The organism is Klebsiella sp. K47, from assembly GCF_051858335.1.
GTDB lineage: Bacteria > Pseudomonadota > Gammaproteobacteria > Enterobacterales > Enterobacteriaceae > Klebsiella > Klebsiella pneumoniae.
In genome coordinates, this window is sequence record NZ_JBPYUI010000004.1 from 34050 (window position 1) to 59368 (window position 25319).

At 59.3% G+C, this 25319-nt stretch carries 20 protein-coding genes and 1 riboswitch; of the genes, 12 read left to right on the forward strand and 8 right to left on the reverse strand.

Annotation, left to right across the window (positions count from 1 at the left end; genetic code table 11):
• Positions 1-49: 49 nt before the first annotated feature.
• Positions 50-231, forward strand: a riboswitch (M-box (ykoK) riboswitch).
• Between the two features lie 57 nt (positions 232-288).
• Positions 289-1302: a magnesium transporter gene (locus tag RRF55_RS04865; protein ID WP_004181490.1), complete on the forward strand. Its 1014-nt coding sequence runs from the start codon at positions 289-291 to the stop codon at positions 1300-1302.
• Positions 1303-1341: 39 nt separating this feature from the next.
• Here the strand turns inward: RRF55_RS04865 and RRF55_RS04870 are convergent, their stop codons facing one another.
• Positions 1342-2535: an NAD(P)/FAD-dependent oxidoreductase gene (locus RRF55_RS04870; protein WP_004150109.1), complete on the reverse strand. Its 1194-nt coding sequence runs from the start codon at positions 2533-2535 to the stop codon at positions 1342-1344.
• 229 nt (positions 2536-2764) lie between these two features.
• Between RRF55_RS04870 and pitA the strand changes: the two genes are divergently transcribed.
• Positions 2765-4261: an inorganic phosphate transporter PitA gene (pitA, locus tag RRF55_RS04875; RefSeq protein ID WP_002921200.1), complete on the forward strand. Its 1497-nt coding sequence runs from the start codon at positions 2765-2767 to the stop codon at positions 4259-4261.
• A gap of 55 nt (positions 4262-4316) precedes the next feature.
• On the opposite strand, the gene uspB is transcribed toward pitA, so the two are convergent.
• Positions 4317-4652, reverse strand: a complete 336-nt coding sequence (uspB, locus tag RRF55_RS04880) for a universal stress protein UspB (protein WP_002921203.1) — start codon at positions 4650-4652, stop codon at positions 4317-4319.
• A 382-nt stretch (positions 4653-5034) separates the two neighbouring features.
• Between uspB and uspA the strand changes: the two genes are divergently transcribed.
• Complete coding sequence (uspA, locus tag RRF55_RS04885; RefSeq protein ID WP_004145166.1) at positions 5035-5472, forward strand: universal stress protein UspA; 438 nt, start codon at positions 5035-5037, stop codon at positions 5470-5472.
• Positions 5473-5728: 256 nt separating this feature from the next.
• Positions 5729-7201 carry a dipeptide/tripeptide permease DtpB gene (dtpB, locus tag RRF55_RS04890; RefSeq protein ID WP_002921264.1) on the forward strand — a complete coding sequence of 491 codons (1473 nt, stop codon included), beginning with the start codon at positions 5729-5731 and terminating at the stop codon, positions 7199-7201.
• 145 nt (positions 7202-7346) lie between these two features.
• Here dtpB and rsmJ read toward each other — a convergent pair whose 3' ends face one another.
• The 3 genes from rsmJ to RRF55_RS04905 all read right to left on the reverse strand — a co-directional run bounded on the left by rsmJ (position 7347) and on the right by RRF55_RS04905 (position 11603).
• Positions 7347-8099, reverse strand: a complete 753-nt coding sequence (rsmJ, locus tag RRF55_RS04895; RefSeq protein ID WP_004188262.1) for a 16S rRNA (guanine(1516)-N(2))-methyltransferase RsmJ — start codon at positions 8097-8099, stop codon at positions 7347-7349.
• A 7-nt stretch (positions 8100-8106) separates the two neighbouring features.
• Positions 8107-10149, reverse strand: coding sequence for an oligopeptidase A (prlC, locus tag RRF55_RS04900; protein ID WP_004151426.1), 2043 nt, complete (start codon positions 10147-10149; stop codon positions 8107-8109).
• A 182-nt stretch (positions 10150-10331) separates the two neighbouring features.
• On the reverse strand, positions 10332-11603 hold the full coding sequence (locus RRF55_RS04905; protein ID WP_130974866.1) for an acid phosphatase: 1272 nt from the start codon (positions 11601-11603) through the stop codon (positions 10332-10334).
• 193 nt (positions 11604-11796) lie between these two features.
• Between RRF55_RS04905 and RRF55_RS04910 the strand changes: the two genes are divergently transcribed.
• On the forward strand, positions 11797-12639 hold the full coding sequence (locus RRF55_RS04910) for a 23S rRNA (adenine(2030)-N(6))-methyltransferase RlmJ (RefSeq protein ID WP_032415781.1): 843 nt from the start codon (positions 11797-11799) through the stop codon (positions 12637-12639).
• Positions 12640-12711: 72 nt separating this feature from the next.
• Positions 12712-14064: a glutathione-disulfide reductase gene (gene gorA, locus RRF55_RS04915; protein ID WP_002921271.1), complete on the forward strand. Its 1353-nt coding sequence runs from the start codon at positions 12712-12714 to the stop codon at positions 14062-14064.
• A 53-nt stretch (positions 14065-14117) separates the two neighbouring features.
• Here the strand turns inward: gorA and RRF55_RS04920 are convergent, their stop codons facing one another.
• Positions 14118-14741, reverse strand: coding sequence for a glutathione S-transferase family protein (locus RRF55_RS04920; RefSeq protein ID WP_004173953.1), 624 nt, complete (start codon positions 14739-14741; stop codon positions 14118-14120).
• A gap of 126 nt (positions 14742-14867) precedes the next feature.
• Between RRF55_RS04920 and RRF55_RS04925 the strand changes: the two genes are divergently transcribed.
• The 3 genes from RRF55_RS04925 (at position 14868) to RRF55_RS04935 (ending at position 18508) form a co-directional block, all read left to right on the forward strand.
• Positions 14868-16016, forward strand: coding sequence for an iron-containing alcohol dehydrogenase (locus RRF55_RS04925; protein ID WP_032415782.1), 1149 nt, complete (start codon positions 14868-14870; stop codon positions 16014-16016).
• A 239-nt stretch (positions 16017-16255) separates the two neighbouring features.
• A complete protein-coding gene (locus tag RRF55_RS04930; RefSeq protein WP_004150117.1) occupies positions 16256-17908 on the forward strand; it encodes an alpha,alpha-trehalase in 1653 nt (550 codons plus the stop codon).
• Between the two features lie 66 nt (positions 17909-17974).
• The gene (locus tag RRF55_RS04935) at positions 17975-18508 is read left to right on the forward strand and encodes a GNAT family N-acetyltransferase (RefSeq protein ID WP_004901185.1); all 534 of its coding nucleotides are present in this window, start codon (positions 17975-17977) and stop codon (positions 18506-18508) included.
• Positions 18509-18542: 34 nt separating this feature from the next.
• Here the strand turns inward: RRF55_RS04935 and RRF55_RS04940 are convergent, their stop codons facing one another.
• Positions 18543-19301 carry an SDR family NAD(P)-dependent oxidoreductase gene (locus RRF55_RS04940; RefSeq protein ID WP_002921336.1) on the reverse strand — a complete coding sequence of 253 codons (759 nt, stop codon included), beginning with the start codon at positions 19299-19301 and terminating at the stop codon, positions 18543-18545.
• 118 nt (positions 19302-19419) lie between these two features.
• Here RRF55_RS04940 and RRF55_RS04945 point away from each other — a divergent pair, with 118 nt between their 5' ends.
• The 3 genes from RRF55_RS04945 (at position 19420) to RRF55_RS04955 (ending at position 23051) form a co-directional block, all read left to right on the forward strand.
• A complete protein-coding gene (locus RRF55_RS04945) occupies positions 19420-20319 on the forward strand; it encodes a LysR family transcriptional regulator (RefSeq protein WP_004145179.1) in 900 nt (299 codons plus the stop codon).
• Between the two features lie 106 nt (positions 20320-20425).
• Positions 20426-21457 carry an inner membrane protein YhjD gene (yhjD, locus tag RRF55_RS04950; RefSeq protein ID WP_002921337.1) on the forward strand — a complete coding sequence of 344 codons (1032 nt, stop codon included), beginning with the start codon at positions 20426-20428 and terminating at the stop codon, positions 21455-21457.
• A gap of 271 nt (positions 21458-21728) precedes the next feature.
• A complete protein-coding gene (locus tag RRF55_RS04955; protein ID WP_004150118.1) occupies positions 21729-23051 on the forward strand; it encodes an MFS transporter in 1323 nt (440 codons plus the stop codon).
• A gap of 37 nt (positions 23052-23088) precedes the next feature.
• Here the strand turns inward: RRF55_RS04955 and RRF55_RS04960 are convergent, their stop codons facing one another.
• Positions 23089-25140, reverse strand: a complete 2052-nt coding sequence (locus RRF55_RS04960; protein WP_004186039.1) for an AsmA family protein — start codon at positions 25138-25140, stop codon at positions 23089-23091.
• Positions 25141-25319: the final 179 nt, after the last annotated feature.

The window sequence follows — 25319 nt, forward strand, 5'->3', positions numbered from 1 at the left end:
ACTATACGCTTTGTGAATTATCCCTCTTCGCCAATAATGGCGCCTCATTTAACGATCTCGTTATGGCGAGGCTCCTGCATAAATACAAGTTACCGCCCTGTTGGTATCGAGAGAGACCACTCAGGGAAATACAGGCTTCCATCGAATCAAGGTGTTGCCAAGGTAACTTCTGGCGGTCATGACCGTTCAGATACGTTATGCAGTGCTAAAACCAGGACGTAGGGATCTGCCTGCGCTAACCCTGTCTTGTTCGCCCCTATGAGTGATTTTTTATAGGGATTTTTAAACATGTCTTCCATTCAACTCTGCGCCGCCCATCAGGCGACCTCTGGCTTCGACGGCGATGCGATCGCCCAGTACATGCGTACCGATTTTATTACGCTGCAGGAACATCTCAGCGTTCATGAGGCGCGCGAACACTTTATCTCCCAACTGGCCAGCGATGATATTCCCGGGCAGGTGTTTGTCGTCGCCGGCAAGAAGCTGCGTGGCAGCCTGTCGGTCAAAAAGCTACTCCAGGAAACGGATATCAACCAGTCTATCCGCCACCTGATGGACAGCTGCCTGTTTCGCGTCAAACCTGACGATGAGCGCCAGCAGGTGATTGCCGAGCTCAGCGAGCGCGGCCTCGACCTGGTCCCCGTCGTCGATAAAGGCGAGCTGGTCGGCTGCCTGATGGAGAAGGAGATCGCCCATCTGCTGGAGGATGACGTCACCGAAGATGCTCAGCTGCAGGGGGCAACGCTGCCGCTGGAAAAACCGTACCTCGAGATCAGCCCCTGGACGCTGTGGAAAAAACGCTCGGTGTGGCTGCTGCTGCTGTTCGTGGCCGAAGCCTACACCAGCAGCGTACTGCAGCATTTCGAAGAAGCCCTGGAATCGGCCATCGCGCTGGCCTTCTTTATTCCGCTGCTCATCGGCACCGGCGGCAACAGCGGAACGCAGATCACCTCGACGCTGGTGCGCTCGATGGCGCTGGGGGAAGTGCGACTGCGCGATATGGGGCGGGTGATCCGCAAAGAGGTATCGACCTCGTTTCTGATTGCCCTGACCCTGGGCCTGGCGGGCTGCCTGCGCGCCTGGATGATGGGGATTGGCATGGAAATCACGCTCATCGTCAGCCTGACGCTGGTGTGCATTACCCTGTGGAGCGCGATTGTCTCCTCGGTCATTCCGATGGTGCTTAAGCGGATCGGCATTGACCCGGCGGTAGTTTCCGCGCCCTTTATCGCCACGCTGATTGATGGCACCGGGCTGATTATCTATTTCAAAATCGCCCAGTATTTTCTTGGGTTGAACTGATCATATACGTCCGGGCACCAGGGCGCCCGGACGCGTAGATTACCCTTCCACCAGCGCCTGCGCGCAGGCCCAGGCGCTTGACCACGCCCACTGGAAGTTATACCCCCCGAGCCAGCCGGTAACGTCCATCACTTCGCCGATAAAGTAGAGACCCGGCGCCTTACGCGCCTCCATAGTACGCGACGAGAGTTCGTTGGTGTCCACGCCGCCGAGGGTCACCTCCGCCGTCCGGTAGCCTTCGGTGCCGTTCGGCTGCACGCGCCAGGCGGTTAACGTCTCCACCAGCGTCTGCTGATCGCGAACGTTCAGTTGCTTGAGCGTCACATCAGGTATCTGCCCCAGCTGCTGCAGACACTCCACCAGCCGCTTCGGCAGCTGCATCGCCAGGGTGTTCTTCAGGCTCTGGTTGGGATGCGCGCTGCGCTGCTCGTTAAGGAAGTCATCAAGATCGCAGTCCGGTAGCAGATTAACGGTGACGAACTCGCCGGGCTGCCAGTAGCTGGAAATTTGCAGCACCGCCGGTCCGGAAAGGCCGCGGTGGGTGAACAGCAGATTTTCGCGAAACAGAGTGCCGTTCTCGGCGGTAATGGTCGACGGCACCGACACGCCGGAGAGGACCTGCAGCTGCTCAAGCAATGGCTTGTGGAGGGTAAACGGCACCAGCCCCGCACGGGTCGGCAGCACCTTCAGGCCGAACTGCTCGGCGACTTTATAGCCAAACGGCGAGGCGCCGAGCCCCGGCATCGACAGACCGCCGGAGGCGATCACCAGCTTTTTGGTCACCAGCGTTTCGCCGTTCACCTGTAGCCGGTAGCCTTGTTCATCGCGCTCCACGCTGAGGATTTCGCTGCGCAGACGGATCTGCACGCCGCCCTTTTCACATTCCGCGAGCAGCAGATTGACGATCTGCTCCGCCGAATCATCGCAAAACAGCTGGCCGAGGGTCTTCTCATGCCAGGCGATGCCGTATTTACCGACCAGCTCGATAAAGTCCCACTGGGTGTAGCGCGCCAGGGCAGATTTGCAAAAATGCGGGTTTTGGCTCAAATAGGCCGCCGGTTCAACATACATGTTGGTAAAGTTGCAGCGGCCGCCGCCGGACATCAGAATTTTTCGCCCCGGCTTTTTGCCGTTATCCAGCAGCAGGACGCGGCAGCCAAGCTGGCCCGCCTGCGCTGCGCAAAACATTCCCGCCGCTCCGGCGCCAACGACAATGGCATCAAACCTTTCCACACCGCGTTCCTCGTTCCCCAATTGTCGGGTTTTGTAAATATTTCACTCTGGTCACACCAGCGGGAAAAATCCCGCATTAGATACATCATTGAAAGATATAGGATTACTCCCAACAGGGTAAAACCTAAACAGGAAGAAAATCAAAAAAAGTCTATATTTCACTTTGCCCGCGCCGCTAAAGTCACTGATAATGCGCCGCGTTCATGTCCTCAAAATGGCGTAACGTCCTATGCTACATTTATTTGCCGGTCTGGATTTACATACCGGACTATTATTATTGCTTGCTTTAGCTTTTGTACTGTTTTACGAAGCGATTAACGGTTTCCATGATACCGCAAACGCGGTGGCTACGGTTATCTACACTCGCGCAATGCGCTCACAGCTCGCTGTGGCGATGGCGGCGCTCTTCAACTTCTTCGGCGTTCTGCTGGGCGGTCTCAGCGTAGCCTATGCCATCGTGCATATGCTGCCGACCGATCTGCTGCTTAACATGGGTTCCGCACATGGCCTCGCCATGGTGTTCTCTATGCTTCTGGCGGCGATCATCTGGAACCTCGGCACCTGGTACTTCGGTCTTCCAGCTTCCAGTTCTCATACCCTGATTGGCGCCATCATCGGCATTGGTTTAACCAATGCGCTGATGACCGGTACTTCCGTGGTTGATGCGCTGAATATCCCGAAAGTCATCGGTATTTTTGCTTCGCTTATCATCTCGCCGATCGTCGGTCTGGTGATCGCGGGCGGCCTGATTTTCCTGCTGCGTCGCTACTGGAGCGGAACCAAAAAACGCGCGCGTATCCACCTGACGCCCGCAGAGCGTGAAAAGAAAGACGGTAAGAAAAAGCCGCCGTTCTGGACCCGTATCGCGCTGATCCTGTCTGCTATTGGCGTGTCGTTCTCTCACGGTGCTAACGATGGGCAGAAAGGCATTGGCCTGGTGATGCTGGTGCTGATCGGCGTCGCGCCGGCGGGTTTCGTGGTGAATATGAATGCCTCTGGTTACGAAATCACCCGTACCCGCGATGCGGTCAACAACGTGGAAACCTTCTTCCAGCAGCGTCCTGAACTGCTGAAAAAAGCCACCGGCGTCGATCAGCTGGTGCCTTCTCCGGATACCAATACCGCGGCCAATGGCGAGTTCCACTGCCATCCGGCGAACACCATCAACGCCCTTGACCGCGTCAAAACCATGCTGACCGGCGTTGAGAACTACGAGTCGCTAAAACCGGAACAGCGCGGCCAGCTGCGTCGCATCATGCTCTGCATCTCCGACACCACCGACAAGGTGGCGAAGCTGCCGGATGTGAGCGCTGACGACCAGCGTCTGCTGAAGAAACTGAAAACCGATATGCTGAGCACCATCGAGTACGCGCCAATCTGGATTATCATGGCTGTCGCGCTGGCGCTGGGTATCGGCACCATGATCGGCTGGCGCCGCGTGGCGACCACCATCGGTGAGAAGATTGGTAAGAAAGGCATGACCTACGCTCAGGGGATGTCGGCTCAGATGACCGCAGCGGTTTCTATCGGTCTGGCGAGCTACACCGGGATGCCGGTTTCCACCACCCACGTACTCTCCTCCTCGGTAGCGGGGACGATGCTGGTGGATGGCGGTGGTCTGCAGAAAAAGACGGTGACCAGCATTCTGATGGCCTGGGTGCTGACCCTGCCGGCAGCGATTATCCTTTCAGGCGTCCTTTACTGGCTCTCCCTGAAACTGATTTAAGCGTTATTCGTTCAAAACGGGCCAGCTTGCTGGCCCGTTTTTTTATTCTGAAACGTTAGTGCCAGATCATCAGCGCAATCAGGCTCACCACCACCAGGCCGCACAGGGCGCTGGTCAGGATAAACTGGCGACGAACACGTTCGCAGCGACGAATAAATTCATCATCGTGATGGTCACGGTAGCGCTGGGCATAGATATACCACACCAGCCGCATCTGTTTGCTGGGCTGCCCGTGCGAGGTAAAAAAGCCGCCGCCATCAACATACTGATAGAGCAAGGGATCGCAACCACGTAGCACCACCAATAATGCACGCAACGATGAGAAGTAGCGTGCCATATTCACCACACAAACGACACACAGGGCCCAAAACAGCGCAATAGTGCTGATCATACCTCCTCCCCGGCGACCCGCCTACGGAGAAAACCTCCGCGGCTACCGCTCCCCAAATAACCCACGACGATACCGTAAAGAGTGCGATTCCGATCACATTTATTTTTCCGACCGGCTCATTAAATAGTGTAGGAGATCCATTAATTTTTTTACCACAAGGTTATTCGTTATCAATACGTAAGACGGATAAATTTGTTTAACTTTTAGGTGAACCCAGTGCATTGACGGAGTGCGGGGGGCGCTATAAGGTAGGAAATATCTTCTACAATGAAGTCCTTAAAGGCTACCCTCCCGCGAATGTAGCACGCAGGACGCGGGCGAAACGGCAGCGCCAGCTGTCAGGTCCAATGGTCATCGACAAACTTATGGAAGGAGTAACACTATGGCTTACAAACATATTCTGATTGCAGTAGACCTGTCCCCGGAGAGTAAAGTACTGGTTGAAAAAGCCGTTTCTATGGCCCGCCCGTATAACGCGAAAGTCTCCCTGATCCATGTGGATGTGAATTACTCCGACCTCTACACCGGGCTGATTGACGTTAACCTCGGCGACATGCAAAAACGCATCTCCGAAGAGACCCATCACGCGCTGACCGAGCTCTCGACCAACGCAGGCTATCCCATCACCGAGACCCTGAGCGGCAGCGGCGACCTTGGCCAGGTGCTGGTCGATGCGATTAAAAAATACGATATGGACCTGGTGGTCTGCGGCCATCATCAGGACTTCTGGAGCAAGCTGATGTCCTCTGCCCGCCAGCTGATTAACACCGTTCATGTCGACATGCTGATCGTCCCGCTGCGCGACGAAGAAGACGAATAACCGTCTCGTTTTATCCGCGCAATACGCCCGCCGATGCGGGCGTTTTTTATTTTCGCTTTCCCTCGCCATGCGGCAGAACTTCAATCCATAAAATCGCCATTAAATTAGTGTGATCAACCAGTTATTCGGCGAAATATCTATATAATAATCTATTCCATAAGCCAATAACCGCAGCATGGCGAGTTATCAGACATTTTCGGCGCGTTCTGGCATACGCGTTCATACTTTTTGGGAAAGTAATACAAGGCGAAGGAATATGAATACAACTGCACCTACGGGCTTGCTGCAGCAACCTCGTCCGTTCTTTATGATCTTCTTTGTGGAGCTCTGGGAACGTTTTGGCTATTACGGCGTTCAGGGGATCCTGGCGGTCTTCTTTGTTAAACAGCTGGGCTTCTCTCAGGAACAGGCCTTTATCACCTTCGGCGCCTTCGCGGCGCTGGTTTACGGGCTGATCTCCATCGGCGGCTACGTGGGCGACCATTTGCTGGGGACCAAACGCACGCTGGTGCTCGGCGCCATTGTGCTGGCTATCGGCTACTTTATGACCGGGATGTCGCTGCTGAAACCGCAGCTGATCTTTATCGCTCTCGGCACCATCGCCGTCGGCAACGGTTTGTTTAAAGCCAACCCGGCGAGCCTGCTCTCCAAATGCTATCCGCCGAAGGATGCCCGTCTCGACGGGGCATTTACCCTGTTCTATATGTCGATAAACATCGGTTCGCTGCTGTCGCTGTCGCTGGCGCCGGTGATCGCCGAAAAATTTGGCTACGCGGTAACCTATAACCTGTGCGGCGCGGGGCTGATTATCGCGCTGCTGGTCTACTTCGCCTGCCGCGGGATGGTGAAAGATATTGGCTCCGAGCCGGATCATCGCCCCCTCAGCCTACGCAATCTGGCGCTGGTGCTGGCCGGTACGGTGGTAATGATTTTTCTCTGCGCCTGGCTGATGCATAACGTGATGATCGCCAACCTGGTGCTGATTGTTCTGTCGGTCGTGGTTATTGCGTTCTTTTTCCGTGAGGCGTTTCGCCTCGATAAAACTGGACGCAACAAAATGTTCGTCGCCTTTATTCTGATGATCGAGGCGGTGCTGTTTTACATTCTGTATGCCCAGATGCCGACCTCGCTGAACTTCTTCGCCATCAACAACGTCCATCATGAGATCCTTGGCTTTACCATCAACCCGGTCAGCTTCCAGGCGCTGAATCCCTTCTGGGTAGTGGTCGCCAGCCCGGTGCTGGCGGCGATCTACACCCATCTCGGTCATAAGGGTAAAGACCTGACCATGCCGGTGAAATTTACCCTCGGGATGTTCCTCTGCGCGCTGGGCTTCCTGACCGCCGCGGCGGCCGGGATGTGGTTCGCCGACGCCCAGGGGTTAACCTCGCCGTGGTTTATTGTGCTGGTCTATCTGTTCCAGAGTCTGGGGGAACTGTTAATCAGCGCTCTGGGGCTGGCGATGGTTGCCGCGCTGGTGCCGCAGCATCTGATGGGCTTTATTCTGGGGATGTGGTTTCTGACCCAGGCCGCCGCTTTCCTGCTGGGCGGCTATGTGGCGACCTTTACCGCGGTGCCGGAAAACATCACCGACCCGCTGCAGACCCTGCCGGTCTACACCAATGTGTTCAGTAAAATTGGCCTGGTGACGCTGGGCGTCACGGTGGTAATGGCGCTGATGGTGCCGTGGCTGAACCGGATGATTAATACCCCGGCCAGCGCCGAATAACCGTTTGAGATGGCCGATCCGCACTGGCGCCGTTTGTTCAGATATTGTGGTTCCCGGCTTGCGCTACGCTGAGCCGGGCGACGATTCGGTAGCCCGGATAAGGCGCGTTGCGCCGCTATCCGGGAGTTACCACCACGGCGTAATATTACTCCGGCGTACCGGCGTAAATATCAAACCGATGCCCTTTGGTCACCACCGCATTCGGCGTGGCGACATCCGCCAGCGGCGGCGCATAATCAGGGCGCTTGACCACCACTCGTTTGGTCGCCAGCTGGCGCGCCGGGGCCAGCAGGCCATCGGCGTCTAAATCCGGCCCCACCAGCGACTGAAAGACGCGCATCTCTTTCTTCACCAGCGCGCTTTTCTGCTTATGCGGGAACATCGGATCGAGGTACACCACCTGCGGGCGCGGGGTGATATCGGTTAACGCCGTCAGGCTGGAGGCGTGGATCAGCTGCAGCCGCTCCTGCAGCCAGCCGCCGATTTCCGCGTCAGCATAGCCGCGCGCCAGGCCATCATCGAGCAGCGCGGCGACCACCGGATTACGCTCCAGCATCCGCACGCGACAGCCGACCGACGCCAGCACAAAGGCATCGCGTCCCAGCCCGGCCGTCGCATCGACGACATCCGGCAGGTAATCGCCTTTAATACCCACCGCTTTAGCCACCGCTTCGCCGCGGCCGCCGCCAAACTTGCGCCGGTGGGCCATCGCCCCGCCGACGAAATCGACGAAGATGCCGCCAAGCTTGGGCTCATCGCGCTTGCGTAGCTCCAGATGCTCCGTCGTCAGCGCCAGCGCCATCGGGTTATCGTCATCCTGCTCCAGCCCCCAGCGGGCGGCTAAAACAGATAAGGCGCCGTCACCGGCGCCTGTTTCATCAATTAAGCAGATCTTCACGTAGCAATCAGCCTTTGATCCCGTAATGCTCCAGCATCGCGTCCAGCTGCGGCTCACGCCCGCGGAAGCGTTTGAACAGCTCCATCGGCTCTTCGGAACCGCCGCGGCTCAGGATATTGTCGAGGAACGACTGACCGGTTTCACGGTTGAAAATCCCCTCTTCTTCGAAGCGTGAGAAGGCGTCTGCCGCCAGCACGTCGGCCCACAGGTAGCTGTAGTAGCCTGCCGCATAGCCGCCAGCGAAGATGTGGCTGAAGGCGTGCGGGAAGCGGCCCCAGGTCGGCCCCGGCACCACGGCGACCTGCTTTTTAATCTCGGCCAGGGTTTCAAGGATTTTCGCTCCCTGCTCCGGTTTGTACTCCGCATGCAGGCGGAAATCGAACAGGCCGAACTCCAGCTGGCGCAGAATAAACATCGCCGCCTGGTAGTTTTTCGCCGCCAGCATTTTCTCCAGCAGCTCCTGCGGCAGCGGTTCACCGGTTTCATAATGGCCGGAGATAAACGCCAGCGCTTCCGGCTCCCAGCACCAGTTCTCCATAAACTGGCTCGGCAGCTCGACCGCATCCCACGGCACCCCGCTGATGCCGGAAACCCCGGCGGTGTCGATGCGGGTCAGCATATGGTGCAGACCGTGGCCGAACTCGTGGAACAGGGTGATCACTTCGTCATGGGTGAACAGCGCCGGCTTGCCGTTGACCGGGCGGTTGAAGTTACAGGTCAGGTAGGCGACCGGCTTCTGCAGGGAACCATCCAGTTTACGCATCTGGCCGACGCAGTCGTCCATCCAGGCCCCCCCGCGCTTATGCTCGCGGGCATACAGGTCGAGATAGAAGCTGCCGCGCAGCTCGTTGTGTTCGTCATACAGCTCGAAGAAGCGCACTTCCGGATGCCACACATCGACATCGGTACGCTCTTTAGCGGTAATACCGTAAATGCGCTTAACCACTTCAAACAGGCCGCTAACGGCTTTGTTTTCCGGGAAATAGGGGCGCAGCTGCTCATCGCTGATGCTGTAGAGGTGCTGCTTCTGTTTTTCGCTGTAGTAGGCAATGTCCCACGGCTGCAGCTCATCGACGCCAAACTCGGCTTTGGCGAAGGCGCGCAGCTGGGCCAGCTCTTTTTCGCCCTGCGGACGGGCGCGTTTTGCCAGGTCGGTGAGGAAATCGAGCACCTGCTGCGGATCCTTCGCCATTTTGGTGGCGAGGGATTTATACGCATAGCTGTCAAAGCCCAACAGCTGCGCCAGCTCGTGACGCAGGGCGAGGATCTCCGCCATCACCGGGCTGTTATCCCATTTCCCGGCGTTCGGGCCCTGATCGGAGGCGCGGGTGGAATAGGCGCGATACATCTCTTCGCGCAGCGCCTGGTTATCGCAGTAGGTCATCACCGGCAGATAGCTCGGAATATCCAGGGTCAGCAGATACCCTTCCTGCTCTTTGGCCTGCGCCTGAGCCTGAGCGGCGGCCAGCGCGCTTTCCGGCATGCCGGCCAGATCAGCGACATCGGTCACCAGCTTGTTCCAGCCCATGGTGGCGTCGAGGACGTTGTTGCTGTACTGGTTGCCCAGCTCAGAGAGGCGCGCGGCGATTTCACCGTAGCGTTTCTGCGCCTCCGGCGGCAGGCCAATCCCGGATAATTCAAAATCGCGCAGCGCGTTATCAACCGCTTTTTTCTGCGCGGTATTCAGCGTGGCGTAGTTATCGCCATCGCGCAGGTCGCGATAGGCTTTATACAGGCCTTCATGCTGGCCGACCCAGGTGCTGTACTCGGAGAGCAGCGGCAGCGTCTGTTCGTAGGCCTCACGCAGTTCAGGGCTGTTTTTAACCGAATTCAGATGGCTGACAGGCGAGAAGATGCGTCCCAGCACATCGTCCACTTCCGCCAGCGGCTGGCAAAGATTTTCCCAGCTATACGGCGCGCCATGCGCCACCGCGCTTTCCACCGCGGCCCGGCAATCCTCCAGCGCTTTGGTGACCGCAGGGACCACGTGCTCTGGTTTGATCGCAGAAAAAGGCGGCAGGGAGAAAGGCGTCAATAATGGATTGGTCATATGCGCTGTCCTGTTGAAAAGGGTGAATGAAGCGCGCGTCCGGCGCTTATGCATGAGATCTAGAATGGGGGATAGTTGGGGGAATTTCAATGACGGGCGGTGCGTCAGCCTGGGTATTGCTGCGATAAGTCCGCCCGTTGCCGGAAAAGCGCGACACGCAGTGCAGCGTGCCGGAAACCACATTAATGCCTTTTTTGCGCCATCTCCCAGGCCGCCGACAGATTCAGCCGCTGCCAGAATTGCTGTTCGGGGGTGGCGCCGGATAGCGGGTAACCCGCCGGCAGCGCGGTGTTGACCATCAGCGCCCGACGCTGGGCCGCTGACAGATGCGGCAGGGCATCTTCCAGCAGCACTTCCGCCCCCTCCGGCACCTGTAAACGCGGCTGCGGACCCTTCTGCTGCGGCAGATCGTAGGTCATGGTGAAGCGAGAGAAATCACGCATCGCCGGATCGCGCCAGGGATCGTCTTTCACGCTGCTCTTCGCGCACTCGGCAAGCGATGTGCCGCAGGCCTTCGCCAGCGCGGCGCGCAGCTGATCGCGGGCTTCGTTAAATAATACCCGGTAGTGCGGATCGTTAAGATAGTGGGCCACGTTGCGCTCGGCCACCATTCGCGAGCCGATCACGTCCAGCGGGTAGTGGACGCCCAGCACGATGCGCGAGTAGCCATAGCGGGCGCCGCGCGCCACCAGCGCGTCGTAGCGCTCCGGGATCATCGCCGCCAGCAGCAGCGCATCGGTATAGCCGGTGTTGGTGTGGCCGCTGGGGAACGAGCCGCCGTCGGCGGTGTAGGGCTGGTTATCTTTCACCACCACATCGTCAGGCACCAGGTGAATGGTGTTGCCCTGCACCAGAAACGGCCGCGGATTGTTGAAGTGCTTTTTCGCCTCGCCGGTGCTGACCTCCGAGGCTTTGATCAACGCTGCCGCTTTCCCCAGCGCGCCCTGGTCATAGGCGGTCAGAAACGCTTTGCCAAGGCGTGGCCCCAGCGCGTCGTTGAGGAAGTAGAGGTAGCTAATGCCTTCCGCATCGGCCAGCGCCTGACGGCGCGTGGTCTGCACGGCGTCGCGATTGATGGCGGTCACCGTCGCCAGATTCTGCTTCACGACGGTCTCCGGCAGGGTGCTGAACGCCGACAGCAGCGCAATGCCCGCCTGCTGGTTGGCCCGGGTCTGGAAGTCATAGCCGCTGGCCTTCAGCCAGGCGGTATCGGCCTGAGTTTGGTTTTGTTTGGTGTGCGCCAGCCGATCGCGGGTCAGCGTGGCGGCATTCCCCTGCAGAGCGTGGCGTAGCTGCGCCAGCGCCTGTTGCTCAAGATCGTCATACGCCTGGCTGGAGGCAGCCGGCGTCACGCTATTGGCGAGGGCCGCCGCCCTGTTCAGCGGGATGTCTTTAGCCAGAACCGGTTGCGCCAGCAGCAGCGCGACGGCCAGCAGCGAGAGTTGCCTTTTCATTATTTTTCCTTTTATTCAAATAATTACCTTGCCTGTATCCGACGCTAGCGCGGCCGTTTGACGTTTTTATGACAGCGTTATGTTTTGCAACGCTTTTGGCAGAAATGAAACAGCGCGGCGGCGCAGCGGTAATCTCGGCCGATCTGCGGTAAACTATCGGTTAACTTGTTTACTTCCCGGAATCTCTGCATCCATGCTCAGTTATCGCCACAGCTTTCACGCAGGCAACCACGCCGACGTCCTCAAACACACCGTTCAGAGCCTGATCATTGAATCACTGAAAGAGAAAGAAAAACCGTTTCTCTACCTGGACACTCACGCCGGCGCGGGCCGCTATCAGCTGAGCGGCGAGCACGCCGAACGTACCGGCGAGTATCTTGAAGGCATCGCCCGCATCTGGCAGCAGGACGACCTGCCGGCGGAGCTGGAGCCGTATATTTCGGTAGTCGAACACTTCAACCGTAACGGCCAGCTGCGCTACTACCCGGGCTCGCCGCTGATTGCCCGCCAGCTGCTGCGCGAGCAGGACAGCCTGCAGATGACAGAGCTGCACCCGAGCGACTTCCCGCTGCTGCGCGCTGAATTCCAGAAAGACAGCCGCGCGCGCATCGATAAAGCCGATGGCTACCAGCAGCTGAAAGCCAAGCTGCCGCCGGTATCGCGCCGCGGTTTGATTCTGATCGACCCGCCGTACGAAATTAAAACCGACTATCAGGCGGTGGTCACCGGGATTAACGAAGGCTACAAACGCTTCGCCACCGGCACCTACGCCCTGTGGTACCCGGTGGTGCTGCGCGCGCAAATCAAACGCATGATCAAAGAGTTAGAAGCCACCGGCATCCGCAAAATCCTGCAGATTGAGCTGGCGGTGCGTCCGGACAGCGACCAGCGCGGCATGACCGCCTCCGGGATGATCGTCATCAACCCGCCGTGGAAGCTGGAGCAGCAGATGAATAACGTGCTGCCGTGGCTGCACAGCAAACTGGTTCCGACCGGCACCGGCCACGCCACCGTCAGCTGGATCGTACCGGAGTAATCGCAACCATCGGTGGAACCTTTTAAGCCTCGCGCTACAATCGCGGCAATCAACGATTAAGGACATATGGGCATGAGCAAACATTATGATTACCTCGCCATCGGCGGCGGTAGCGGCGGTATCGCCTCAATTAACCGCGCGGCCATGTACGGCCAGAAGTGCGCGCTGATTGAAGCCAAAGAGCTGGGCGGCACCTGCGTCAACGTCGGCTGCGTGCCGAAAAAGGTGATGTGGCATGCGGCGCAGATCCGCGAAGCGATTCATCTTTACGGCCCGGACTACGGTTTCGATACCACCATCAACCATTTTGACTGGGAGAAGCTGGTCGCCAGCCGTAGCGCCTATATCGACCGTATTCATACCTCTTACGACAACGTACTGGGTAAGAATAAAGTCGACGTGATCAAAGGCTTCGCGCGCTTTGTCGATGCCCACACCGTGGAAGTCAACGGCGAGATCATCACCGCTGACCATATCCTGATCGCCACCGGCGGCCGGCCGAGCCACCCGGATATTCCGGGCGTCGAATACGGTATTGATTCCGACGGTTTCTTCGAACTGCCGGCGCTGCCGAAGCGCGTGGCGGTGGTCGGCGCAGGCTATATCGCCGTTGAGCTGGCGGGGGTGATTAACGGCCTCGGCGCCGAAACCCACCTGTTCGTGCGTAAACACGCGCCGCTGCGCAGCTTCGATCCGCTGATCGTTGAGACCCTGGTGGAAGTGATGAACGCCGAAGGCCCGCAGCTGCATACCAATGCGATCCCGAAAGCGGTGGTGAAGAATGCCGACGGCAGCCTGACGCTGGAGCTGGAAGATGGCCGCAGCCAGACCGTTGACTGCCTGATCTGGGCGATTGGCCGCGAACCGGCGACCGACAACTTCAATCTGGCGGCAACGGGCGTTAAAACCAACGATAAAGGGTACATCATCGTTGATAAATTCCAGAACACCAACGTGCCGGGCATCTACGCGGTGGGCGATAATACCGGCGCCGTTGAGCTGACGCCGGTCGCCGTGGCCGCAGGCCGACGTCTCTCCGAACGCCTGTTTAACAACAAACCGGAAGAGCATCTGGACTACAGCAACATCCCGACCGTGGTCTTCAGCCATCCGCCAATCGGCACCGTCGGCTTGACCGAGCCGCAGGCGCGCGAGCAGTACGGCGACGACGCCGTGAAGGTCTACAAATCTTCCTTCACCGCGATGTATACCGCCGTGACCTCTCACCGTCAGCCGTGCCGCATGAAGCTGGTGTGCGTCGGCCCGGAAGAGAAGATTGTCGGCATCCACGGCATCGGCTTCGGGATGGATGAGATGCTGCAGGGCTTTGCGGTGGCCCTGAAGATGGGCGCCACCAAAAAAGACTTCGACAACACCGTCGCCATTCACCCGACGGCGGCAGAAGAGTTCGTCACCATGCGCTAAGACGCGATCGCCGGATGATAAAAAGAAGCCCCCAGGGGCTTCTTTTTTTATGCTCAGGCCACGCCGTTATTGCCATGGCGCATAAACGCCGGGCGCTGATTGAGCGCCATATACCAGCGCTCCACGGCTGGCATCTCCGGATGGGCGAAAGGGGTCATTTTCCAGCGATGCACCGACAGCCCCAGCACGATATCGGCCAGGGTGAAGCGCTCGCCGGCTACCCACGCCCCGGTACGCTGCAGCTGCGCTTCAACAATGCGCACGCAGTGGGTCCAGGCGGCAATACTCTCTTTAATCGCCACCGGATCCTGAAAGCGCGGATCTTTACGCACCAGCCCCATAAAAGCATGGCGCCAGGCAGTGTTAAACTCGGTCGCCTGCCAGTCCATCCAGTGCTCCACCTCGGCGGCGGGCTGCGGCTCGGCGGGCAGCAGATCCCAGCGCTCCGCTTTGCGCGCCAGATAGCGGCAGATACTGTTCGACTCCCAGAGCACGAAGTCATCGTCCAGTAACACCGGCACCAGGCTGTTAGGATTCAGACGCTGAAACTCAGGCGTATCCAGGGGCTTAAATCCGCTGCCGTAATCTTCCTGCTGGTACGCCAGCCCGGCTTCCTCGCAGGTCCACAACACTTTCCGTACATTGATTGAAGAGCGTTTACCCAGAATTGTTAGCATCGTCAGCGATTCCTCAGCCATAAAAGACAGTTCATTCACTCTACTCTATTGCCAGCCAGCAACAAGGCAGAGCGCTGGATAATGTGTATAGTTGATTCCAGCCTGTTTGCCGAAAAGGAACCCGACATGTTGACCCCTTTTACCGTTTTGATGCCTGCAAATATTCGTTTTGGCCGTGGTCAGGCCGAGAGCGCCGCCCCCTGGCTGGCGCAACAGGGCGGCCCAATCCTGCTGGTGCATGGCGCCAGCCCGCAGCGGGCGGCGTTTCTCCGCCAGCAGCTGGAGGCGCTGCAGCTTGCGGTCACGACGCTGGCGATAAGTCGCGAACCCTGGCTTAGCGATATCGAGCAGGGCGTCCAGCTGGCGCGCGAGAAAGGGATCAGAGCGGTGGTCAGCCTCGGCGGCGGCGCGGTGATTGACGCCGGTAAGGCGATTGCGGCGCTGGTCCCCGCCGTTGGCCCGGTGATCGACTATCTGGAGGTGGTGGGAACGGGCCGTCAGCTGGAAGCCAGTCCCCTGCCGTTCGTGGCGATCCCCACCACCGCTGGCACGGGCGCGGAGGTCACCAAAAATGCGGTGATCAACGTTCCGGAACAGCAGCGGAAAGTGAGCCTGCGCGACGACCGAATGCTGCCTGACCTGGCGATTGTCGACCCGGCGCTAACCGACAACGCGCCGCGGAGCATCACCCTGAGCTCCGGCCTCGACGCCCTGACCCAGGTGATCGAGCCCTGGCTCTGCAGCCGGGCCACTCCCTTCACCGATGCTCTCTGCCAGCAGGCGATCCCGCGGGGAATTCGCGCGCTAAAAATCCTGATGGAACAAGAGTGTCCGGCCAGCCGCGACGAGATGGCCTGGGTCAGCCTGTGCGGCGGACTGGCGCTGGCGAACGCCGGGCTGGGGGTGATCCACGGCCTCGCCGGCCCGCTGGGCGGCCTGAGCCGCGCCTCGCACGGCGCCCTATGCGGCAGTTTGTTGCCGTTTGGCCTGGCGCTCAATGAGTCGCAGATCAACGACCCTGGCCTGCGCCAGCGCGTTAACGATGTCCGCCGCTGGCTGGCCGACGGGCTGGACGTCCCTGTGGATCAGGTCTGGGACAGTCTGCGGGAATGGAGCCATCGCGCTGGCCTTGGCACCCTGCGCGACCTCGGCGTAGCGCGCGATGCGCTGGAACCGGCGGCGCTGGCCGCCAGCACCTCCTCATCGATGAAGGCCAACCCGGTCAGCCTGAGCGGCGAACAGCTGCTGGAGATGCTGGAGGCGGCGTGGGAGTGAGCGCCCCGGGATAAAATTTTGTTGCATAATGAATGCTCCGAATTTCATCTGCGCCAGGATGTACAATTTTTAATTACTTATCAACAGCGTACTTTGAAATGGCAGCTTTTCTTCTCGGCGGAAAAGCGTGATCTCACGCACAGTTTGCTTCACACTCACCGAAGCGACTGTCTACGCTTAATAGACAAGGCCGGGTATGCCCGGCCCCGAACTCACGCTATCCGGAGGTCCGTATCGCTATGTTCAGCCAGAAATTACGCCACGTTGAAGACGACGAGTTAAGGATCGACATCGATCCCTGCTACGAAGCCGATCCGTACGAATTAAAGCTGGATGAGATGATAGACGCTGAACCGGAGCCTGAGGTGATCGAGGGGCTTCCGGCGTCCGATGCCCTCACCCCGGCGGATCGCTATCTTGAGCTGTTTACCAACGTGCAGAAATCACGCATTTTCGCGGACAGCAAAACCTTCCCCGACTGCGCACCGAAACACGATCCGCTGGACATCCTGCGGAACTACCGCAAGGTCAAACGCCAGCCCGACTTCGATCTGCGGCAGTTCGTTGAGGACAACTTCTGGCTGCCGGAGAGCCAGAGCGACATCTATATCTCCGACCCCAGCCTGACCCTGAAAGAACACATCGACAAGCTGTGGCCGGTGCTGACCCGCGAGCCTCAGGATCATATCCCGTGGTCATCGCTACTGGCGCTGCCGCAGGCCTACATCGTGCCCGGCGGTCGCTTTAGCGAAACCTATTACTGGGACTCTTATTTCACCATGCTGGGGCTGGCGGAGAGCGGCCGGGAAGATTTGCTGAAATGCATGGCCGATAACTTTGCCTGGCTGATTGAAACCTACGGCCACATTCCGAACGGCAACCGCACCTACTACCTCAGCCGCTCGCAGCCGCCGGTGTTCGCCCTGATGGTCGAACTCTTTGAAGAGGATGGTGTGCGTGGCGCGAAGCGCTATCTGGACCATCTGAAGATGGAGCACGCCTTCTGGATGGACGGGGCCGAGTCGTTGATCCCGCACCAGGCGTATCGCCACGTGGTGCGTATGCCGGATGGCTCCCTGCTCAATCGCTACTGGGACGACCGTGACACGCCGCGGGATGAGTCGTGGCGCGAAGACGTGGAGACCGCCCGACACTCCGGGCGGCCCGCCAATGAAGTATACCGCGACCTGCGGGCGGGCGCCGCGTCCGGCTGGGACTACTCCAGCCGCTGGCTGCGGGATATCACGCGGCTGGCCAGCATCCGCACGACGCAGTTTATCCCCATCGACCTGAACGCCTTCCTGTTCAAGCTGGAGACGACCATTGCCAACCTCTCCGGCCTGAAGGGCGATCGCGAGACGGAGACGGCCTTCCGCCAGAAGGCCCAGGATCGGCGGGCGGCGGTCAACCGCTATCTGTGGGATGATGAGAACGGCTGTTTCCGCGATTATGACTGGCGCCGTGAACAGCTGGCGCTGTTTTCCGCAGCCAGTATCGTCACCCTTTACGTCGGCCTGGCGACCCACGAACAGGCAGAACGCCTTGCCGATGCGGTGCGGGCCCGCCTGCTCACCCCCGGGGGGATCATGGCCACCGAATACGAAAGCGGTGAGCAGTGGGATAAACCCAACGGCTGGGCGCCGCTGCAGTGGATGGCGATCCAGGGATTTAAACGTTACGGCCAGGATCCGCTGGGAGATGAGATTGCCTGGAGCTGGCTGCAGACGGTCAACCACTTTTACAAGCAGCATCACAAGCTGATTGAAAAATACCATATTGCCACCGGCGTCCCCCATGAGGGCGGCGGCGGGGAGTATCCCCTGCAGGATGGCTTTGGCTGGACCAACGGCGTGGTGCGCCGACTGATTGGCCTGTACGGTGAGCCAACCTAGTCGGGCTGTTCCCGGCGGCTTTCTCCTGCTATGTTCAGAGGATTCGCCCTGCCCGGAACGACGCTTATGCCTGAACTTCTGACGCCGCGCCTGCGCTGCTCACCGCTGCAGCTGGACGACTGGTCGTTTTTTCTTTCCCTGCAGCAGGATCCGCAGGTCATGCTCTACGTCGCCGATCCCCGACCGCAGGCGGCCATCCGCGAGGCGTTCGATTCGCGGCTGCCGCCGTGGACGCCCGGGGATGAACACTGGCTGTGCCTGGTGGTGCGCGACAGGCTGACCCATACCCCGCTCGGCCTGACCGGTTACCAGCATCATCAGCGCGACATTGCCGAGGTTGGCTTTCTCTTCGCCCCGGCGGCGCAGGGTCGGGGCTACGGCTACGAATCGCTGCGCGCGCTGTGCGACTACGCCTTTACCACCGGCGGCGTCCGCCGCCTGACCGCCAGCGTCACCGCCGGCAACGAGACGTCTAAGCAGTTACTGCTCAAAGCCGGCTTCCGGCTGGAGGGGGAGCTGCGGGAAAACTACTGGCTCAACGGACGCTGGCACAACGACTGGCTGTTCGGTCGGCTGCGTGGGGAGGGCGATGCGCCGTAGCGCACCGCCGGTCACAGGCTGGGGGCAGTCAGGATCAGAGGAACATCCCGCCCGAGACTTCCACACGCTGCGCGTTCATCCACGCCAGCTCATCGCTGAGCAGGGCGGCGATGGCGTCGCCGATATCATCCGGCAGCCCAACGCGCCCCAGCGCAGTCTGGGCGGCGATATGCCGATTCACCTCGGCGTTATCGCGCACCTCCCCGCCGCCAAAGTCGGTCTCAATGGCCCCCGGCGCGATGATGTTCACCGATATCCCCCGTCCGCCCAGCTCTTTCGCCTGATAGCGGGTCAGAACCTCCATCGCCCCCTTCATCGCGGCGTAGGCCGCATAGCCCGGCAGGGCAAAGCGCGCCAGGCCGCTGGAGACATTGAGGATACGCCCCCCATCCTGCAGGAGAGGCAGCAGACGCTGGGTCAGGAAAAACGGCCCTTTGAACTGGATATTCATCAGCTCGTCAAACTGCGCTTCGCTGGTCTCGGCGAAGGGCGCGTTGAGTCCGATCCCGGCATTGTTCAGTAAATAATCAAAGGTTGTGCGTCCCCACTTCTGCGCCAGCACCTGCGCCACCTCGCTGGCGAATGCGTCAAATGTTGTGGAATCGCCGACGTTCAGCGCTAATGCTGCCGCTTTGACCCCTTTTTGCTCTATTTCCGCCACCACGTCGAGGGCCGCCTGGCGGTTGCTGTGATAGGTCAAAAGAATATCGGTTCCCTTTGCCGCCAGCTTCAACGCGGCGTTTTTACCCAGACCGCGGCTGCCGCCGGTCACTAAAGCGATACGTTGTGTCATCAGAAGCCCCTTTCAGGTTGCGTTGTGATTGTGTTGTAGCTTATTAACTGCTCATGCAACAATAAATACGCTATATTGCGTTTTACTGTTTCAGTAACAACAACAATAGGCGATCGGCATGGATAAAATTCATGCAATGCAGTTATTCATTCGCGTAGCGGATCTGGAGAGCTTCTCCCGCGCCGCCGAGACCCTGGCGCTACCTAAGGGTAGCGTCTCGCGACAGATTCAGGCCCTGGAAAGCCATCTTGGCGTGCGGCTCCTGCACCGCACCACCCGCCGGGTCCAGCTCACCCAGGATGGGATGGTCTACTACGAGCGGGCGAAAGATCTGCTGAGCAACCTCGACGAACTGGACGGCATGTTCCAGCACGATCCGGCGAGCATCAGCGGCCGGCTGCGGGTGGATATGCCGGTCGGTTTTGCTAAAAAAATGGTGATCCCGCATCTGCCGACTTTTTTACAGCAGTATCCGGGCATCGAACTGGAGCTGAGCAGCAGCGATCGGCTGGTGGACGTGATCCGCGAGGGGTTTGACTGCGTGGTGCGCGTCGGCGCGCTCAAAGACTCAGGGCTGATTGCCCGCCCGCTGGGCAAGCTGACGCAAATTAACTGCGCCAGCCCGGACTATCTGGCGCGTTTTGGCTATCCGCAATCCCTGGAGGATCTGGCGGATCATGCCCTGATCCACTACGCCAGCACCCTCGGGGTCCGTCCCCCCGGCTTTGAGGTAATGATCGACGGCGCGGTGCGCTGGGTAAAAACCGGCGGCATATTGACGGTCAACAGTACGGAAACCTATCAGGCAGCCTGTATCGCCGGGCTGGGGATTATTCAGGTGCCACGCACCGGCGTGCGCGAGGCGTTACGCGCCGGCGACCTGATTGAGATCCTGCCCCAGTACCGCGCCGAGCCGCTGCCGGTCTCGCTGATCTACCCGCACCGGCGCAATCTCTCCCGCCGGGTAAATCTGTTTATGGAGTGGCTGGGCGGACTGATGAAAGCGTATGTCGATTGAGCGGCGCGGCTGGAAAACGGGCGGCGGGGAGAGGCATTCCTGCAGGATACGGCATTTAAGGTATACTTTTTGCTGAATCTCGCTGTAAAAAAGGAAGAAATTACGTATGACGCCGGAAAACGACGATCGACGCCCGCCACAGGAACCGGATACGCAGCCGGAGAAAAGCAAAAGCACGCTCGAGGCCCTTAATGACACCGCCGTCGGGCAAAAAGCCAGCCAGGCGCTGAAGACCGTCACCGGAACGGCGGCCAAAGTGCAGCGCAACCCGGTGATCGCCCATCTGTTGCGCGCCGCAGAGCGCTTCAATGACCGGCTCGGCAATCAGTTTGGGGCAGCTATCACCTATTTCTCGTTCCTGTCGATGATCCCGATCCTGATGGTCTCCTTTGCCGCCGCCGGCTTCGTGCTGGCCTGGCACCCAACCCTGCTGCAGGACATTTTCGACAAAATTCTGCAAAACGTCAGCGACCCAACGCTGGCGGCAACGTTGAAAAACACCATCAACACCGCGGTGCAACAGCGCACCGCCGTCGGTCTGGTCGGCCTGCTGGTCGCCCTCTATTCCGGTATTAACTGGATGGGCAACCTGCGCGAAGCGATCCGCGCTCAATCGCGCGACGTCTGGGAGCGCCGGCCGCAGGACGAGGAGAAAATCTGGGTAAAGTACTTCCGCGATCTTATCTCGCTGATCGGTCTGCTGGTGGCGCTGATTATTACGCTGTCGATCACCTCCGTCGCCGGCTCCGCCCAGCAGATGATTATCTCCGCGCTGTATCTCGACAACATTGAATGGCTGAAACCCGCCTGGCGGCTAATCGGCCTCGCCATCTCGATTTTTGCCAACTATCTGCTCTTTTTCTGGATTTTCTGGCGCCTGCCGCGCCATCGTCCGCGGCGCAAGGCCCTGTTTCGCGGCACGCTTATCGCGGCGATTGGCTTTGAAATCATAAAAATCGTCATGACCTGGACGCTGCCGGCGCTGGTGAAATCCCCCTCCGGGGCGGCGTTCGGATCGGTGCTGGGGCTGATGGCCTTTTTCTATTTCTTCGCCCGCCTGACGCTATTCTGCGCCGCGTGGATCGCCACCGCGGAGTATAAAGACGACCGGCGGATGCCGGGCAAAACCCACCGCTGAGGTATTGCGAGGATGAATAAAAGAGGCAAAATTCATCCTCGCGCTTGATTTCAGCAGATAAATCCAGCATGTAACTTTTATTTAACTCAAAACTGGTTTTATTCTCTATCTTTTTAATTGTGTGAAGCATTTCATAGAACTATTTTTACTGGTGTAAAAATTATCCGCTTTTTGCCTCTTTTTTGCCCATTTCCCGCGTTTGTTACAGATTGAAATGTCCCTGTGGCTGTGGCTATATGGCTTTTCGTTCGCGCAAAAATAAGAAAGATCTATGCAAGCCACAGCCACCACTCTCGAAAACACGCAGGAAACCGCCCCGGTCAACTCACGCAACAAGGTTGTTGTCGCCTCGCTCATTGGCACCGCCATTGAGTTTTTCGACTTCTACATCTATGCCACCGCCGCGGTCATCGTCTTCCCGCATATCTTTTTCCCGCAGGGCGATGCCGCTGCGGCCACCCTGCAGTCGCTGGCCACCTTCGCCATCGCCTTCGTCGCCCGGCCGATCGGCTCCGCGCTGTTTGGCCACTTCGGCGATCGCGTCGGCCGGAAGGTCACCCTCGTGGCCTCGCTGTTAACCATGGGGATCTCCACCGTGGTGATCGGCCTGCTGCCCGGCTATGAAAGCATTGGCATTGTCGCGCCGATGCTGCTGGCGCTGGCGCGTTTCGGTCAGGGCCTTGGCCTCGGCGGGGAATGGGGCGGCGCAGCGCTGCTGGCTACGGAAAACGCCCCGGCGCGCAAGCGCGCCCTGTACGGCTCCTTCCCACAGCTGGGCGCGCCGATCGGCTTCTTCTTCGCCAACGGCACCTTCCTGCTGCTCTCCTGGCTGCTGACCGACCAGCAGTTTATGGAGTGGGGCTGGCGCGTGCCGTTTATCTTCTCCGCGGTGCTGGTGATCATCGGTCTGTATGTTCGCGTCTCGCTGCATGAGACCCCGGTCTTCGCCAAAGTAGCGGCGGCGAAAAAACAGGTCAAAATCCCGCTGGGTACCCTGTTGACCAAACACGTCCGGGTGACGGTGCTGGGCACCTTCATCATGCTGGCCACCTATACCCTGTTCTACATCATGACCGTCTACTCGATGACCTTCAGCACCGGCGCGGCGCCGAATGGCCTGGGTCTGCCGCGTAACGAAGTGCTGTGGATGCTGATGATGGCGGTGATTGGCTTTGGCGTAATGGTGCCTGTCGCCGGCCTGCTGGCGGACGCTTTTGGTCGTCGCAAGAGCATGATTATCATCACCACGATGATTATTTTGTTCGCCCTGTTCGCCTTTAAACCGCTGCTGGGCTCCGGCAATCCGCTGCTGGTCTTCGCCTTCCTGCTGCTGGGCTTAAGCCTGATGGGATTGACCTTTGGCCCGATGGGCGCGCTGCTCCCGGAGCTGTTCCCGACGGAAGTGCGCTACACCGGCGCGTCGTTCTCCTATAACGTGTCGTCGATCCTCGGCGCTTCGGTCGCGCCGTACATTGCCGCCTGGCTGCAGGGTAACTACGGTCTCGCGGCGGTCGGCACCTATCTGGCGGCGATGGCGGCGCTGACGCTGATCGCCCTGCTGCTGACCCACGAGACCCGCCACCAGTCGTTGTGATCCTTCGCCCTGACGCCCCCGGCGTCAGGGCTCTCCTCTACTTTTTCATCTGCGACAAAATGGTCCGACACTGGTTGCTATCGCCCTCCGCCGGGGAGATCAGCGCCAGCAGCGCGGCGGCCGGCGTCACCAGGGTTGCCAGCGCCGCCGCTACCGCGCCGCGGACAATCAGCGGCCCGGCCTTCACCCCCGCCTGCGGCGATTTAAAGGTGCCCCGGACATACAGCGGGGAACGCAGGGTGATTACCCGAAAGCCTTTGCTTTCCGGATCGATGGTCAGGTCCAGCTGCTCGGAGGCGAAGCTGGCGGTCCCGGTCACATTGATCAGCGCGTTTTCTGTATCGAAGGCAAAAATCTGCGGCCGGGCGACGCCATTGGTTACGTCGATATTGGCCGCGGCGCAGTTTACCCGAACCTCCTCATCGCCAAAAATCTGGCCGATCAGGTAGTTACCGACGTTAAGACCGAGGATTTCCATCAGGTTGCGACTGATCAGTCCGTCGTTCATCAGCAGCTTCAGGTTACCGTTGCTGTTGCCGAGCAGGGCCGCCACCGAGTTGCCGCTGCCGCGCAGCTGGACGTCGCCATTCATCTCGCCGAGGGTTTTCTGCATCATCTCGACGTTTGGCATCAGCGCCTTCAGCTTCAGGCGTCGCGCCTGCAGATTGGCCTCACCCTGCAGCGGCTTTTTATCGCCCTGCAGGTGTACGCTGCCGGCAATCGACCCGTTGGCCAGGCCAAAGCGCACCGGCTGCAGGCGCAGGTCACCATCCTCCAGAATCACATGGGTCGACAGATCGCTGATCGGCAGGGTGCCGCCGTGCTCAATTCTCCGGCCCTTAAAGCGCACATCGGCATCCATCACCTGCCACTTGTCGGTTTCAAAGCGGTCCGCCGGCAGCACTTTACCCGCCGGCTGCGGCCGGTCCCCCGCCTGGCGCGAAGCGCTTTTCTTCGTCCCTTTGCCGGAATCGACGCCGATTAATGGCCCGAGGTCCGCCAGACGCAGCTGCTTCGACTCCATATCGCCGCTGAGTTTCGGCCGCGGCTTGCCGGTGGTGTAGGTCAGGGAGCCATGAATGTCGCTATCGCCGATTCGGCCGTTAAAATTCTGATAGTTAAAGCGCATGCGGTTTTTTTGCGTAAAGTCGGCGCGCAGGCGGCCGTCGGTGGAGAATGACGGCGTCTCCGGCAGCAGCACGCCGGTCAGGTCGTAGAGATCGCGCAGCGAGTCGCCGGCGAATTTTAGCCGCAGGTCAATGCCGCCGACGTTGAGCGGGTCGCTGACCGTGCCGCTGAACGCTACCCGGGTGTTACCGGAGTGGAAGTCGCCCTGCAATGGGAAGGGGGCGCTTGCGCTGCGCAGGGCCAGCATGCCGCCGATTTTCCCGTTGCCGGTGACCGGCTGGCCCTTGTAGCGGCCCTTCAGCGACAGACCAAAGACATAGTCGCCTGGTTTCGCCGCGCTATGGCTATCTTTTGTGCCGGTCACTTCGCTGAACGGCAGCGGTTTGCCTAGGGGATCGACGAGGATGGTGATATCGCTGCGGGTGATCTTGTCGTCAATGGCGATAGTCCCGCGATCAAAGAGAATATTATCGAGGCGAAAGGACCAGCTGGAGGGCGCGCTGTCGCCCGGAGTACGCTTATCGCCCGCCAGCTGAAAGGTCCAGTTATTGTTGTCTTCCGCCAGGCGGATCAACCGTACGTCGGGCTGCTCCAGCTTGATCCACGGCAGGTACACCGTTTTGCTCAGCAGCGCCAGCGGGGCAAGGGTCGCCTCCACCCGCGGCAGATGGATCATGGTCACCTGGGGAATGGCCGGCGGGTTGCCCAGCACGATATCCTCCGCGTGTACGTGGGGCCACGGGATCCAGCTGCGCCAGCCGCGCTCGTCCGGCTGCCGTTCCCAGACCACGCCGAGATCGCCGCGGATGGCGAACGGGCGGTTAAGTTCGGCGGACACTTTCTGATTGATCGTCGGCTTCAGCCGGTTCCAGTCAAAGGTGGCCAGCACGATAAAGAAAAGAACGATCAGCAATAGTATCGTTCCTGTGATGATAACCAACGTTTTACGGGTTCTGCTCATCCCTACTCCGCTCCTTTTGCATCACGTCAGTCCTGAATATAGTCAAAAAGCGGCGTTTATCCTGGAAATGCGCTTTTCGTCACATTACGCGCGTCAGGTCAAAAAAATAATGGAACGATGTTTTAATATGATTGACCAGCAAAACAGCGCAGCGCACACTAGCGCTTATATCGATTCCA